Below are 14441 nucleotides of genomic sequence, written 5' to 3'. Positions count from 1 at the left end.
CGCAGGGTGCGCCGCCGGTCTTTAATGAGTAAGCGGCGCATTCGGCAAGTTCCGTACGGCGGCCGGCAATTGTGAAAATTACCGGTACACAGGATACCGGTGCCACGGCCAGATGCAAAATATCCCCGTAAATACTGGCCAAAAGCCTCGCCTGCTTCTAGACATCGTAGGATGAAGGAAAAGTTCAATAAGAATTTTCTTCAGAATGAATGGGAAAACTTGGATCTTTTACATGGATTTCCGGCAAAATCTGCCGATTTACCACCATTCCGGGGCGCATGGACATGAGCAAACCCACCAACATCGATGAGCAGAGTTTCCGCAAGCTGCTGACCCGCAACGTCAGCCTGCCCCTGGGCGTGGGCCTGCTCAGCGGCGTGGTGTTCGTCGGCATCATCGGCTACCTGATGAATACCATTGACTGGGTCGAGCACACCGACCGGGTCATCAACAACGCCAATGAAGTCTCCAAGCTGGCCATCGACATGGAAACCGGCATGCGCGGTTACCTGCTCAGCGGCAAGGAAGACTACCTGGACCCTTTCGAGCTGGCCAAGCCGCGCCTGGCCGCCGAAGTGCCGGCCTTGCAGCAGCTGGTGGCTGACAATAATACTCAGGTTGACCGCCTGACGCGGATCATGGCCCTGCAGAAAGAGTGGATGGCCTACTCCCAGGCCATGATCGACATGAAACGCACCTCCGGCGATTATTCGTCGGTGGTGCAGACCGGCCGGGGCAAGCGCCTCACCGATGCCATCCGCGGGGAGTTCGATGACTTCATCGCCATGGAGCACCAGCTACGCATTCAGCGCAGTGAAGACGTCAGCCATACCATCACGCTGTCGGTGACCCTGTACATCCTCTTTCTGGTGCTGATCAGCGGTGCGTTGGCGTACTTTGGCCGCCGGGACATGGTCAGCCTGTCCACGACCTATGGCGACAACCTCGACGCCCAGCGCCGCAGCGCTGAACGCCTGGAAGGCCAGGCCTGGCTGCGCACCGGGCAAACGCAGCTGGCCGAGCAGGTGCTGGGCCAGCTGACCCTGCAGATGCTGGGCCGCAACATGCTGCAGTTCTTCGCCGCCTACCTGGGCAGTGTGGTCGCGGCGGTGTATGTGCGCGAAGAACACGGCAGCTTGCGCCGCGTGGCCACCTACGGTTTCTCGCGCGAGCAGGAGAACCAGGACCAGATCATCATCAACGGCGAAGGCGTGATCGGCCAGGCCGCCCAGACCGGGCGCCTGATGCGCCTGGACAACGTACCCCATGACTACTTCAAGTTCGCCTCGGGCCTGGGCGAGGGCCTGCCCCACAGCGTGCTGATCATGCCGACCCACAACGACGATGGCATCAATGGCGTGGTGGAGTTGGGCTTCCTGCGCCCCTTGAGTGACCGCGACGTCGAGTTGCTTGAGTTGCTGGCCAGCAACATGGGCACCTCCATCGAGGCGGCCCGCTACCGTCAGCGCCTGCAGGAAGTGTTGGCCGAGACCCAGCAGCTCAACGAAGAACTGCAGGTGCAGCAGGAAGAACTCAAGACCGCCAACGAAGAACTGGAAGAACAGTCACGGGTGCTCAAGGAGTCCCAGGCGCACCTGGAAACCCAGCAGGCGGAACTGGAGCAGACCAACGAACAACTGGCCGAGCGCACCGACGCCCTGGCTGAACAACGCGATGCCCTGGACCTGAAGAACCTGGAACTCAACCGGGCCCAGGTGGAGCTGGAAGAGCGCGCCGAAGAGTTGCAGCGCTCCAGCAAGTACAAGTCCGAGTTCCTGGCCAACATGTCCCACGAGCTGCGTACGCCCCTCAACAGCTCGCTGATCCTGGCCAAGCTGCTGGCCGAGAACGCCGAGGAAAACCTCACCAGCGAGCAGGTCAAGTTCGCCGAGTCGATCTATTCCGCCGGCAACGACCTGCTCAACCTGATCAACGACATCCTCGATATTTCCAAGGTCGAGGCCGGCAAACTGGATGTGCGCCCTGAAAACACCAGCACCGCGCGCCTGGTGGACGGCCTGCGCACCCTGTTCGAGCCCCTGGCTGCCGACAAGCAGCTGACGTTCACCGTCGAATTGCTCGACGGCACGCCGGCGCATCTGTTCACCGACCGTCAGCGGGTCGAGCAGATCCTCAAGAACCTGTTGTCCAACGCACTGAAATTCACCGAAAAGGGCCAAGTGACCCTGATCGTCGCGCCGCAGCCGGACAATGGTATTGCCTTCCATGTGCGTGACACCGGCATCGGCGTGGCGGTGGACCAGCAGCAGGCCATCTTCGAAGCCTTCCGCCAGGCCGATGGCACCACCAACCGCCGTTACGGCGGCACCGGCCTGGGCCTGTCGATTTCCCGTGACCTGGCCAACCTGCTGGGCGGCTACATCAGCGTCAGCAGCACCCTGGGCAAGGGCAGTGAGTTCACCTTGATCCTGCCCCAGCATTACGAAGCCCTGGAACGCACCGAGGTGCACCCGGCGCCCACGGTGATTCAGGCCCCGGCGACCACCGCCAACGAGCCTGCGCACGTGGTGGTGCCCGAAGTGACCATCGCGCGTTTCCCTGATGACCGCGACAAGGGCCCATTCGAGCGTCGTTGTATCCTGGTGATCGAGGACGAGCCGAACTTCGCCCGCATTCTCTATGACCTGGCCCACGAGCTGAACTACCACTGCCTGGTGGCCCACGGCGCCGACGAGGGCTTCAACCTGGCGGCGCAGTTCGTGCCCGATGCCATCTTGCTGGACATGCGCCTGCCCGACCACTCCGGCCTGACCGTGCTGCAACGCCTGAAGGAACTGCCGGCTACCCGGCACATCCCGGTACACGTGATTTCCGTGGAAGACCGCGTCGAAGCGGCCATGCACATGGGCGCTGTCGGCTACGCGGTGAAACCCACGACCCGCGACGAACTCAAGACGGTGTTCGCCCGCCTGGAAGCCAAGCTCACGCAGAAGCTCAAGCGCATCCTGCTGGTGGAAGACGACGACCTGCAGCGCGAGAGCATCGCGCGCCTGATTGGCGATGAGGACATCGAGATCACTGCCGTGGGCCTGGCCCAGGACGCCCTGGACCTGCTGCGCGAGCACGTCTACGACTGCATGATCATTGACCTCAAGCTGCCGGACATGCTCGGCAATGACCTGCTCAAGCGCATGTCCACCGAGGAAATCTGCGCATTCCCGCCGGTGATCGTCTACACCGGCCGCAACCTGACCCGGGACGAAGAGGCCGAGCTGCTCAAGTATTCGCGCTCGATCATCATCAAGGGCGCGCGCTCGCCCGAGCGGCTGCTGGACGAAGTGACGCTGTTTCTGCACAAAGTCGAATCCCAGTTGTCTCAGGAAAGGCAGAAGATGCTCAAGACCGCGCGCAGCCGCGACAAGGTCTTCGAGGGGCGCAAGATTCTGGTGGTGGACGACGATGTGCGCAATATCTTCGCCCTCACCAGTGCCCTGGAGCACAAGGGCGCGATCGTTGAAATCGGTCGCAACGGCCGCGAGGCCATCGACAAACTCAATCAGGTGGACGACATCGACCTGGTGCTGATGGACGTGATGATGCCGGAAATGGACGGTTACGAAGCCACCCGCGAGATCCGCAAGGACACGCGCTGGCGCAAGCTGCCGATCATCGCCGTCACCGCCAAGGCCATGAAGGACGATCAGGAGCGCTGCCTGCAGGCCGGCGCCAACGATTACCTGGCCAAGCCCATCGACCTGGATCGGCTGTTTTCCCTGATACGCGTGTGGTTGCCACAGTTGGAGCGCATTTAGTGCCGTACAGCGTCATTACCTCGGGCTGCCGTTCATGACGGTGGAGCGCAATACCGATATCGAGATCCGTCTGCTGATCGAGGCCATCTACCTCAAGTACAGCTACGATTTCCGCGATTACTCCGGTGCGTCCATCAAGCGCCGGATCAACCATGCCCTGCGACAACTGGACTGCAACACCATTTCGGCGTTGCAGGAGCGGGTGCTGCATGACCCCACCACGTTCATGCAGCTGCTCCAGTACCTGACGATTCCGGTTAGCGAGATGTTTCGCGACCCCGAGCATTTCCTGGTCATCCGCCGCGAAGTTGTGCCGTTGTTGCGCACGTACCCGTCCATCAAGGTGTGGATCGCCGGGTGCAGCACGGGCGAGGAGGTGTACTCCATGGCCATCCTGCTGCGCGAGGAGGGCCTGCTGGACCGCACCATCATCTACGCCACGGACATCAACCCGCAGTCGCTGGAGAAAGCCAAGCAGGGCATCTACTCGATGGAGAGCGTGCGCACGTACACCGAGAACTACCAGCGTGCCGGTGGCTGTGAAGCGTTTTCCAATTACTACACGGCCGCCTATGGTAACGCGATCTTCGACAGCAGCCTGCGCGAGAACGTGACCTTCGCCGACCACAGCCTGGCCACCGACAGCGTGTTTTCCGAAACCCAGTTGGTTTCGTGCCGCAATGTGCTGATCTATTTCAACAAAAAGCTCCAGGACCGGGCCTTCGGGCTGTTTCACGAGTCCCTGTGCCACCGCGGCTTTCTGGTGCTGGGCAGCAAGGAAACCCTGGACTTCTCCGCCTACAGCGGCCGTTTCGAGGCCCTGGCCAAACCTGAGCGGATCTATCGCAAGACATGAACCCTCGGGCAGGTTACTCGGCAGTGGTAGTGGGGGCGTCGGCGGGCGGGGTCGAGGCCCTGCTGCGTGTGTACGGCATGCTGCCGGCCAGCTTCGCGCTGCCGGTGCTCACGGTGCTGCACCTGCCAGATGACCGCCATAGCCAATTGGCCGAGGTGTTCGCGCGGCGAATGCACCGCCCGGCCAAGGAGGCCGTGGACAAGGAAGACATACAACCAGGGATGTTCTATTTCGCGGGCCCGGGGTATCACCTGTCGGTGGAGCAGGACCGCAGCCTGTCGCTGAGCCAGGAAGAGCGGGTGCATTACTCGCGCCCCTCCATCGACATCCTCTTCGAATCGGCCGCCGATGCCTACGGCCCGCACCTGGTGGGGGTGTTGCTCACCGGTGCCAACGAAGATGGTGCACGGGGCCTGGCAACGATTGGCGAACGCGGTGGTCTGACCATCGTCCAGGACCCGGCCGAGGCGCGCGTGGCAGTCATGCCCCAGGCAGCACTGCGCTTGCGCCGGCCCGACCATATCCTCCCATTGAATGGCATAGGCTCATTGCTCGCCACGCTGGAACGAAGCGCATGCTAAGCCCCATAAAAGCCAAATTGCTGATCGTTGACGACTTGCCGGAAAATCTTCTGGCCCTGGAAGCGCTGATCAAGGCCGATGACCGCGAGGTGCACAAGGCACTCTCGGCCGATGAAGCCTTGTCGCTGCTGCTGCAACACGAATTTGCCCTGGCCATTCTCGATGTGCAGATGCCGGGCATGAACGGTTTCGAACTGGCCGAGATGATGCGCGGCACGGAAAAGACCAAGAGCATTCCCATCGTGTTCGTCAGCGCCGCCGGGCGCGAGATGAACTACGCCTTCAAGGGCTATGAAAGCGGGGCGGTGGACTTCCTGCACAAGCCCCTGGAAATTCATGCGGTGAAGAGCAAGGTCAACGTGTTCGTCGACCTGTATTGCCAGCGCAAGGCGCTCAAGGAGCAGCTCGAAGCCCTGGAGCGCAGCCGCCAGGAGCAGGAACTGCTGCTGAAAAAACTGCAAGCCACCCAGAACGAGCTGGAACACGCGGTGCGCATGCGTGATGACTTCATGTCCATCGTCTCCCACGAGGTGCGCACGCCCCTCAATGGCCTGATCCTGGAAACCCAGTTGCGCAAGCTGCACCTGGCCCGCGACAACGCCGACGCCTTCACCCTGGACAAGATGCGCGGCATGGTCGAGCGTGACGAGCGGCAAATCCAGAGCCTGATTCGCCTGATCGAAGACATGCTGGACGTGTCGCGCATTCGCACCGGCAAGCTGTCCATTCGCCCCAGCGAATTCGACCTGGTGAACCTGGTCGGCAATTTGCTGGACAACTTCGCCCCCCAGGTGGCCGCCGCCGAGTGCACGCTCAGCCTGCACGCCAGTGAACCGGTGGTGGGCACCTGGGATGAGTTCCGTATCGAACAGGTGGTTGCCAACCTGGTGTCCAATGCCCTGCGCTACGGCGGCCGTGGCCCCATCGAGGTCAGCGTGTATGCCCACAAGGGCACGGCGCGGGTCGAGGTGCGTGACCATGGCATCGGTATCAGCAAGGAAAACCAGGCACGCATTTTCCAGCAGTTCGAGCGCGTCTCCGCGACCCACGTAGTGGCCGGGCTGGGCCTGGGGCTGTTCATTTCCGAACAGATCGTGGTGGCTCACGGCGGCTCGATCACGGTGCAGAGCGCGCTGGGCGAAGGTTCGACGTTTATCGTGAGCCTGCCGTTGTAGGAATGTTCCCAACGGCACGCAACCTCTACCGGCGGCCAGGGTCACATAGGCAGCCAACCCGACAGTACATAGGCGTTACCATGAGTGAAGATGCACAAGACGTAGTCCTCATCGTCGAGGACGAGCCCTCGATTTTGATGGTGTTGTCCGATTATTTGCGCGGTGAGGGTTACCACGTGCTCGAAGCGAAGGACGGCGAGGAAGCATTCGAGATCCTGGCGCGCAAGCCGCACCTGGACCTGATGGTCACTGACTATCGCTTGCCCAAAGGCATTTCCGGGGTGCAGATCGCCGAGCCCGCGGTAAAGTTGCGGCCCGAGCTGAAGGTGATTTTCATCAGCGGCTACCCCCAGGAAATCGTCGACTGCGACAGCCCCATCACCCGCAAGGCGCCGATCCTGGCCAAGCCGTTCGACCTGGACACCCTCGGGGAAAAGATCCAGCAGTTGCTGGTCTAGCCCACCGCGGGTGGGGTGGATGAACGCGGTCTTTGGGCGGCCATTACCACGCCTGGCTCAGTTTTCGATCATCTCCCGCACTTTGGCCGTCAACCGGTCAAAGGTGAAGGGCTTGGTGATCATCTGCATGCCGGTGTCCAGGAAGCCGCCCCGCACGGCCGCGTGCTCGGCGTACCCGGTGACGAACAGTACCTTGAGGCCAGGGCGCAGTTGACGGCCGATTTCTGCCAATTGGCGACCATTCATGCCGCCGGGCAGGCCGACGTCACTGACCAGCAGGTCGATGCGCTGAGGTGAGTTCAGCACCGGCAGCGCACCACTGGCTTCGGCGGCCTCGATGTAGGCGTAGCCCAGTTCGCGCAATACCTCGCACACCAACAGCCGCACCGCGCTGTCGTCTTCCACCACCAGCACGGTCTCGCCACTGCGGGCGCGGTGCGCTTCCTCCACGGCCTGCGGCGAAATCGCCGGCGTGTCACCCTTGAAACGTGGCAGGTAAAGATTGACCGTAGTGCCTTTGCCGATCTGGCTTTCGATGGCCACATGGCCGCGCGACTGCTTGCTGAACCCATAGATCATCGACAGCCCCAGGCCGGTGCCCTGGCCGATGGGCTTGGTGGTGAAGAAGGGATCGAATGCCCGGTTGATCACACTCTGCGGCATGCCACAGCCATTGTCGCGCACGCTCAAGCGTACGTAGTCGCCCACCGCCAGCGTCCCCTGCTGTTGGGTAAAGGTTTCGTCCAGGGTGTGGTTGCTGGTCTCCACCACCAGGTCGCCGCCATTGGGCATGGCGTCCCGGGCGTTGATCACCAGGTTGAGCAGGGCACTTTCCAGTTGGTGAGGGTCGGCTTCTGCCACCCATAGGGCAGGGTCCAGGTGCATGTCCAGGCGAATGCTTTCATCGAGGCTGCGCTGCAGCAGCTCGTCCATGGCCAGCACCAGGCGGTTCATTTCCACGGGCTGCGAGTCCAGTGACTGGCGGCGGGAGAACGCCAGCAGGCGGTGGGTCAGGCCCGCCGCACGGTTGGCGGAGGTGATCCCCAGGTCGATGAGGTTATCCAGGTCTTGCGTTTTGCCCCGTGACAAGCGCCGGCGCATCAGTTCGAGGCTGCCGATGATGCCAGTGAGCATATTGTTGAAGTCGTGGGCGATACCCCCAGTCAGTTGCCCCACGGCTTCCATCTTCTGTGATTGGCGCAGCGCTTCCTCATTCTGCAACACCTGGGCGGTGCGTTCCTGCACTTGTTGCTCCAGGGTTTCATTGAGCTGGCGCAGGCGCTCCTCGCCCTCACGTCCGGCGTCCAGCGCGCTCTGCAGGCGTTGCCGGCTTTCACTGAGGTCGTGCAGGCGGTCACGGGCCTCATATTGACGGCGCCGCCCCCGAATGGCGGTACTGACCAGGCTCACGAGGGCCGCGGGGTGGAAGGGGCGTTCGAGGAACGTGACATTGCCCAGCTGTTTGCCCAGGCGCATGGACGGCGGGTGGTCCGGGCCGCCATGGTGGGTGATGAGCACGATGGGCAGGTCGGACCATGCCGGCTGTTGTTCCAGGAACGCCACCAGCGGGGTCATGTCGGCCCCGTTGAACGCCTCTTCGGCGATCACTGCCATGCCTGCTCCAGCTTGCAAGTAGTCGCACAATGCGTCCAGGTCGTGGGCGGCCACGCCTTGATAACCGGCTTCGCCGAGGAGGGCGATCGCCACCTGGCTGTCACGGCCCAAGGGGGCCAGGACCACGATACGCTCCGGTGCGGTGGCGGCATGAATCACGGTTGCGGGTCCTTGAGCAGCGGGTTGCTTTCACCGACGTAAGTGGGCACACCGCGCAGCACGCCCTGGAAGTCATACAGTGGTTCGCCGACGGCCATGCCCTGGTTGCCTATCTTGTATTCGCGGATGGTGGACTCGTGCCCGCCATAGCGTTTCTTGATCACTGACATTGCCCGGCGCACTTGGCCGACGGCTTCGAAATAACGCAACAGGATAACGGTATCGGCCAGGTACGTCAGGTCCACGGGGGCCTTCATGTCGCCGACCAAGCCCTGCTGGGCGACTGTCATGAACGTCGCGGCGCCGCGCCGGTTGAGGAACAGCAGCAGTTCGTGAATGTGCAGCACGGGCGAGCCTTCGCCCATCATCGCTGCCTGGTAGCCATTGATGCTGTCGATGACCACGGTCTTGATCGCATTCTCGTCGACCTTGCTGCGTACACGGTGGGCGAACTCGCCGGGGGACAGTTCGGCCGCATCCACCTGTTCGATAATCATGTTGCCGCCGCGCTGCATCGCGTCCAGATCGATGCCCAGGTACTTCATGCGCTCGAACAGCAGGCCCAGTTCTTCGTCGAAGATGAACAGCGCCACCTTTTCGCCACGGGCCACGGCGGCTGCGGCGAAGACCATGGCGATCAGCGATTTGCCGGTACCCGCCGGGCCCAGTATCAGGGTGCTGGAACCATTTTCGACGCCGCCCCCCAGCAGCGCATCGAGGGGGGCGATGCCGCTGCTCAAAGGGGTGCGTTCGTAATGGGCGCGGTGTTCGGCTGCCACCAGGCGTGGGAACACCTGGATACCGCTCTGGTGGATCGTGAAATCATGGTAGCCACCCCGGTACTTCTGCCCGCGGTATTTCATGATGCGCAAGCGGCGGCGTTCGGCGCCATAGTCGGGCGCCATCTCTTCCAGGCGGATCACCCCGTGGGCAATGCTGTGCAGGGTCTTGTCCAGCGGCTCGCTGGTCATGTCGTCCAACAGCACCACGGTGGCATTGAAGCGCGCGAAGTAGTGCTTGATGGCCAGGATCTGCCGGCGGTAACGCAGCGAGCTCTGGGCCAGCAAGCGCACTTCCGAGAGACTGTCGAGTACCACGCGGTCAGGTTTGATGCGTTCCACCACGTCGAAGATCTGCCGCGTGGCCTCGCCCAGTTCCAGGTCGCTGCTGTAGAGCAGGCTCTGTTGCTGCTGGGCATCAAGGATCATTTCTGGCGGTGTCAGCTCGAACACCTCGATGTGCGGGTCCAGTTCCCAACCATGGGACAGGGCGCCTTCACGCAGTTCACGCTCGGTTTCCGACAGTGTGATGTACAGGCAGCGCTCGCCCTGGGCGGCACCATCGAGCAGAAACTGCAGGGCTACCGTGGTCTTGCCTGCGCCCGGTTGGCCCTCCAGCAGGAAAATGTGGCTGCGGCTGAGGCCGCCATTGAGAATGTCATCCAGGCCGGTGATGCCGGTGGAGGCTTTCGGTTTCATCAAGCGGGGCTCCTCGCGTCACGATGGCGTTCGCGCAAGGCCCTTGCCAAGGGGCGATGCACTTACACTGGACAGCGGGGGGGGCAGCTCAGTTCACTCCCGTGTCATAGCCCTTGCTGCAGCGCCGGGTCGTCCGGGTTCTGCTGCTCAAGCTCGGCCAGCAGCACCTGCACGTTTTGAAGTTGCCCGGTCTGCTTCCAGTACTCGATCAGCAATACCCGCGCCTTGCGGTCGGCGGGCTGGCGGCGAAGTATTTCATCCAGCTGGCGCTGGGCGGCTTCCACCTGGTCCATCTGGTGCAGGGTGACCGCCAGGCTGTAGCGGTAGTCGCTGTTGTCCGGCTCCAGTTCCGATGCCCGCGCCAACGCCAGCAGGGCGTACTCGCCCTGGCCATGGCGGATCAGCCATTGGCCCAGTTCGTGCTGCAGCAGGGCTGAGTCAGGGTGCGCCACCAACTGCTCGGCCAACAGCTGTCGGGATGCATCGTTCTGGCCCTGTTTTTCCAGCACCCGGACCTGCACCGCCACGGTTTCAAGGTCGCCCGGTACCCGTTCGTGGGCGCGCTTGAGCGTCGCCAGGGCCTGGGTGTAATCGTCGTTGTACAGGTAGATCTTCGCCAGTTCCAGTTGGCCGTCGGCGTCATCCGGGGCACTGATCAGTGCTTGCACGTAGTCGTCCAGCACGGCATTGAGCCGGGCGAAGTACAGGCCCAGATCGTCAGGGGACAGGCCCAGCAAGCTGCGGGCCACATGAAAGCGGATATCCTGGTCGTCGTCATCCAGCAGCGGGCCCAGCAACAGGCTGCGCTGGGCGTCGGGCACCAGGCGGCTGACGGCGTCGATGGCGCCGTGGCGCACCAGCAGGTTCTGGTCGTCCTTGAGGTCAGCTGTGACCAGTTTCAACGCCTGAGGGCTGGGGTAGTTAGGGAGTTCGGCCAACAGGCTGATGCGCCGCACGGGGGATAGATCGGTGCGCGCCAGTTGCTGGTACAGCACCCGCGCCGCGCCGGGCTTGCCGTTGTGCGCCAGGTCCAGGGCTTTGGAATAACTGTGGCGCAGTGCCGGCGATACCGGCGTGGGGGCCGGACGCAGCAGGTGCCAGGCGACACCCAGTGCAACGATGAGCAGGGCGGACAGCAACAGGGGGCGAACAAGCTTGGGCATTGACCAGTCCGAAGCGCGGCGGCTTTTGCAGGGACGGTCAGCTTGGGGCAGGCGAGGGGTGGAGTCAAACGTCGGTGCAGGGCCTGCCTGCGCCAGGCTCTGTACGAAATGTTTTCATACTCACGTGCCGCGGGCAGGCCCCTCGGGCTCAGGCGGCGCTGTTGTAGGCGCTCGCCTTTTTCTGTACCTGGCGACGGCAGGCCTGGCCGAAGGCTTCGAAGATTTTCACCGAGTCAGGGTTCTGCGCGGCTTGCCATTCCGGGTGCCACTGCACCGCGAACAGGAAAGGCGACAGGCTGGGGCCATGGATGGCTTCCACCAGCCCGTCTTCGGCGCGGGCAATGGCTTCCAGGCCCTTGCCCAGGGTTTTCAGGCCCTGGCCGTGCAGCGAATTGACCTGGATCGAGTCGCTGCCCAGCAGGGTGCGCAGCCAGCTGTTGGCGGCGACCTGGACACTGTGGGCGGGCGCATATTGCACGTGCACCGGGTCATCCGGGTTCTCCCGGTGGTCGTTGAAGCCGGGCTCGGCATACACCTTCTGATACAGGTCACCACCCAGGGCCACGTTGATCTCCTGCATGCCGCGGCACACGCCGAAAATCGGCAGCCCGCGGGCGATGGCCGCACGCACCAGGGGCAGGTCGAACAGGTCGCGGTCGCGGTCCTGGCCTTTGCCGGGGGTCTGGTTGTCCTGGCCATAGAGGGCTGGGTCGATGTTGCTGCCGGCGCCGGTCAGGTACACGCCATCGGCCATGTCCAGGTATTGCTCCAGATCCTCGGTGCCACAGCAGGTCGGCACCAGCACCGGCACGCAGCCAGCGTGTTCGACCAGGGGAATGATGTATTTGTGCGTCATGACCTGGTAGTCGTGCCCTTTGCGTTCCTGGGCACCCATGGACATGAGGACGACGGGTTTGCGGAATTTTTGTTTGTTATTGCCAATGTTGCTGTTGGACATATATCACCTTGGGACAGGCACGGCCTATCGTTTTTGTGCAGGCGCGCCGTTCCAGTTGGCAGGCGCTACCTGAGGTTCCGAGCACTGCCGGTCATGGCGCGAAGGAGCGATGCCGGTCGGTAACCTGGGGGATAGCCTGCCAGAGCTGTTTATTATGTCAAACACTTTCGCGGTTGAGTGTGCAAAATATTCTTAGATAGGGTGGTGTTTGTGGTCGTCCGCCTTTCCCGCGCTATCGACTTCATCAAGGAACGCACCCAATAACCGTCGTAAATTCCGAACATTTAGCCGTCCATAATAATAAACCCTCGCAACCAATCGTCACCCATCGCTCTAACTCGTTGTACGCGCCCCGGCCGAGGCGTAGAATCCGCGCTATCTGGCTTTACCCCCTATACCCATAAAAATCCGACTGAACGCTCTGCCCGGGCCATCCATGCCCCGGGCAGGGCGTTTTTGCGTGGATTTTTCAAGGGGCGCGGCCTTTATCCAGAAGAGGCAATGACGGCACTTCATGAATATCACCGATACCCGCAACGGCAGCTGGCTGAGCGTGATCGCCCTGGCGCTGGCCGCCTTCATCTTCAACACCACCGAATTCGTACCGGTGGGGTTGCTCAGTGCCATCGGCGGCAGCTTCCAGATGACCCCCGCGCAGGTTGGCCTGATGCTGACCGTGTATGCCTGGGTGGTATCGCTGACGTCGCTGCCGATGATGTTGCTGACGCGCAATATCGAGCGGCGCAAGTTGCTGATGTTCGTCTTCGGCCTGTTCATTGCCAGCCACGTGCTGTCAGGCCTGGCGCCCAGCTTCGGCATCCTGCTGGTCAGCCGTATCGGTATCGCCGTGGCCCACGCAGTGTTCTGGTCGGTAACCGCGTCGCTGGCGGTGCGCGTGGCGCCTGCCGGCAAGCAGGTGCAGGCCTTGGGGCTGCTGGCCACGGGTACGTCGCTGGCCATGGTACTGGGTATTCCACTGGGCCGCGTGGTAGGGGAGTGGCTGGGCTGGCGCTCGACCTTCCTGGCCATTGCTGGTGTCTCGGCCGTGACCGTGCTGGGCCTGGCCCGTTCGCTACCGTTGCTGCCCAGCCAGAACTCCGGCAGCCTGCAGAGCCTGCCGGTGCTGTTCAAGCGCCCGGCGCTGATGTCCCTGTACCTGCTCACTGCCGTGGTGGTAACCGCGCAGTTCACTGCCTACAGCTACATCGAACCCTTTGCCCAGAGCGTCGCGCACCTGAGCGGGGAGATGACCACGGTGCTGTTGTTGCTGTTCGGCGGCGCCGGCATCATCGGCTCGATCGTCTTCAGCCTGTTCAACAACCGCTTTCCGCGTGGCTTGCTGATTGCCTCCATCGGCGCCTTGGCCCTGTGCCTGGCGCTGTTGCTGCCGCTGGCGGGCCATGCGGCCGGGCTGGGCAGCATGAGCGTGGTATGGGGCATGTCTATCATGTGCTTCGGCCTGATCCTGCAGGCCAAGGTGCTGTCGCTGGCGCCAGACGCCACGGACGTGGCCATGGCGCTGCACTCGGGCATCTATAACGTTGGCATCGGCGGTGGCGCACTGCTGGGCAGCGTGGTCAGCAGCCACATGGGCGTGGCCAATGTCGGTGTGGTGGGCGGTGTACTGGCGCTGGCCGGGCTGGTGTGGTGCGGCATCCTCACCCACCGTTACGGCCAGCCCCAGGTGGCCGCGAACGAGCCTACGGGCCGCGAGCGCACCCAGGAAGCCTGAGCACCCCGCCAGGATTCGTGCTTTAGTGTCCTCATGCATGCTTGCCTGAGGACACCGCCCGATGCGTCACGACCCTTTTCGTGTTCCCACCGATGCCGAGATAGACGCTGCCGAGCAGCGCCTGGGCATGGACTTCCCCGAGGCCTACCGGGCCTTCCTCAAGGGCGGCAGCGATGTCGCCGACGCTCACTTCGAACCTGCCGTGGTGCTCCCCGGCTCCGCCGACCTGGACCTGATCGACATGGCCCACACGGCCTGGAAGCGCCAGGGCGTGCCCCGCGACCTGCTGCCCTTCATCGAAGACAACGGCGATTACTTCTGCGTCAATGCCCGTGGCCAGGTGCTGTACTGGTCGCAGGAGGGGCCGCCGCAGCCGCGCTGGTCCAGTTTCAAGGTCTGGCATGAACAGGTTTGCCAGGCCGCTGAATAAGGACGCTTGCCGGGCGGCGTAACATGTTGTAAAAAGTTGATTGAATAAAGGTTGTCCATAATCT

11 protein-coding genes are annotated in these 14441 nt (G+C 62.7%); 7 read left to right on the top strand and 4 right to left on the bottom strand.

Going from position 1 to position 14441, the window contains the following annotated elements; all coding sequences use genetic code 11:
- Positions 1–284 precede the first annotated feature (284 nt).
- The 5 genes from HWQ56_RS15320 (at position 285) to HWQ56_RS15300 (ending at position 6843) form a co-directional block, all read left to right on the top strand.
- On the top strand, positions 285–3773 hold the full coding sequence (locus HWQ56_RS15320; RefSeq protein WP_176571047.1) for a response regulator: 3489 nt from the start codon (positions 285–287) through the stop codon (positions 3771–3773).
- A 34-nt stretch (positions 3774–3807) separates the two neighbouring features.
- Entirely contained in the window at positions 3808–4629 is an 822-nt protein-coding gene (locus HWQ56_RS15315; protein ID WP_176571046.1) for a CheR family methyltransferase, read from the top strand.
- Positions 4626–5210 (top strand): chemotaxis protein CheB, encoded by a 585-nt coding sequence (locus tag HWQ56_RS15310; protein WP_158153359.1) that lies wholly within the window; start codon positions 4626–4628, stop codon positions 5208–5210. The genes HWQ56_RS15315 and HWQ56_RS15310 overlap by 4 nt, the downstream gene beginning before the upstream one ends.
- Entirely contained in the window at positions 5204–6385 is a 1182-nt protein-coding gene (locus HWQ56_RS15305; protein ID WP_158153358.1) for a hybrid sensor histidine kinase/response regulator, read from the top strand. The genes HWQ56_RS15310 and HWQ56_RS15305 overlap by 7 nt, the downstream gene beginning before the upstream one ends.
- 80 nt (positions 6386–6465) lie before the next feature.
- Positions 6466–6843 carry a response regulator gene (locus HWQ56_RS15300; protein ID WP_158153357.1) on the top strand — a complete coding sequence of 126 codons (378 nt, stop codon included), beginning with the start codon at positions 6466–6468 and terminating at the stop codon, positions 6841–6843.
- Positions 6844–6900: 57 nt separating this feature from the next.
- On the opposite strand, the gene HWQ56_RS15295 is transcribed toward HWQ56_RS15300, so the two are convergent.
- The 4 genes from HWQ56_RS15295 to HWQ56_RS15280 form a co-directional block, all read right to left on the bottom strand.
- Positions 6901–8616, bottom strand: coding sequence for an ATP-binding protein (locus HWQ56_RS15295; protein ID WP_176571045.1), 1716 nt, complete (start codon positions 8614–8616; stop codon positions 6901–6903).
- On the bottom strand, positions 8613–10094 hold the full coding sequence (locus tag HWQ56_RS15290; RefSeq protein WP_158153355.1) for an ATPase domain-containing protein: 1482 nt from the start codon (positions 10092–10094) through the stop codon (positions 8613–8615). Before HWQ56_RS15290 ends, HWQ56_RS15295 begins: the two co-directional genes overlap by 4 nt.
- A gap of 104 nt (positions 10095–10198) precedes the next feature.
- Positions 10199–11257, bottom strand: coding sequence for a tetratricopeptide repeat protein (locus tag HWQ56_RS15285; RefSeq protein ID WP_158153354.1), 1059 nt, complete (start codon positions 11255–11257; stop codon positions 10199–10201).
- Positions 11258–11405: 148 nt separating this feature from the next.
- Positions 11406–12215 (bottom strand): gamma-glutamyl-gamma-aminobutyrate hydrolase family protein, encoded by an 810-nt coding sequence (locus tag HWQ56_RS15280; protein ID WP_176571044.1) that lies wholly within the window; start codon positions 12213–12215, stop codon positions 11406–11408.
- 514 nt (positions 12216–12729) lie between these two features.
- Here HWQ56_RS15280 and HWQ56_RS15275 point away from each other — a divergent pair.
- On the top strand, positions 12730–13947 hold the full coding sequence (locus tag HWQ56_RS15275) for a sugar transporter (RefSeq protein WP_158153352.1): 1218 nt from the start codon (positions 12730–12732) through the stop codon (positions 13945–13947).
- A 61-nt stretch (positions 13948–14008) separates the two neighbouring features.
- On the top strand, positions 14009–14377 hold the full coding sequence (locus tag HWQ56_RS15270; RefSeq protein WP_158153351.1) for an SMI1/KNR4 family protein: 369 nt from the start codon (positions 14009–14011) through the stop codon (positions 14375–14377).
- The last annotated feature ends 64 nt before the right edge of the window (positions 14378–14441 follow it).

This window comes from Pseudomonas eucalypticola (assembly GCF_013374995.1).
Lineage (GTDB): Bacteria > Pseudomonadota > Gammaproteobacteria > Pseudomonadales > Pseudomonadaceae > Aquipseudomonas > Aquipseudomonas eucalypticola.
This window is presented reverse-complemented; position numbering and strand designations above follow the sequence as displayed.

Excerpts from the sequence above, each read along its gene's own strand:
- HWQ56_RS15305 (WP_158153358.1), top strand. The coding sequence starts at position 5,204 with ATGCTAAGCCCCATAAAAGCCAAATTGCTGATCGTTGACGACTTGCCG.
- HWQ56_RS15315 (WP_176571046.1), top strand. The coding sequence starts at position 3,808 with ATGACGGTGGAGCGCAATACCGATATCGAGATCCGTCTGCTGATCGAG.
- HWQ56_RS15310 (WP_158153359.1), top strand. The coding sequence starts at position 4,626 with ATGAACCCTCGGGCAGGTTACTCGGCAGTGGTAGTGGGGGCGTCGGCG.
- HWQ56_RS15300 (WP_158153357.1), top strand. The coding sequence starts at position 6,466 with ATGAGTGAAGATGCACAAGACGTAGTCCTCATCGTCGAGGACGAGCCC.
- HWQ56_RS15275 (WP_158153352.1), top strand. The coding sequence starts at position 12,730 with ATGAATATCACCGATACCCGCAACGGCAGCTGGCTGAGCGTGATCGCC.
- HWQ56_RS15280 (WP_176571044.1), bottom strand. The coding sequence starts at position 12,215 with ATGTCCAACAGCAACATTGGCAATAACAAACAAAAATTCCGCAAACCC.
- HWQ56_RS15320 (WP_176571047.1), top strand. The coding sequence starts at position 285 with ATGAGCAAACCCACCAACATCGATGAGCAGAGTTTCCGCAAGCTGCTG.
- HWQ56_RS15270 (WP_158153351.1), top strand. The coding sequence starts at position 14,009 with ATGCGTCACGACCCTTTTCGTGTTCCCACCGATGCCGAGATAGACGCT.
- HWQ56_RS15285 (WP_158153354.1), bottom strand. The coding sequence starts at position 11,257 with ATGCCCAAGCTTGTTCGCCCCCTGTTGCTGTCCGCCCTGCTCATCGTT.
- HWQ56_RS15290 (WP_158153355.1), bottom strand. The coding sequence starts at position 10,094 with ATGAAACCGAAAGCCTCCACCGGCATCACCGGCCTGGATGACATTCTC.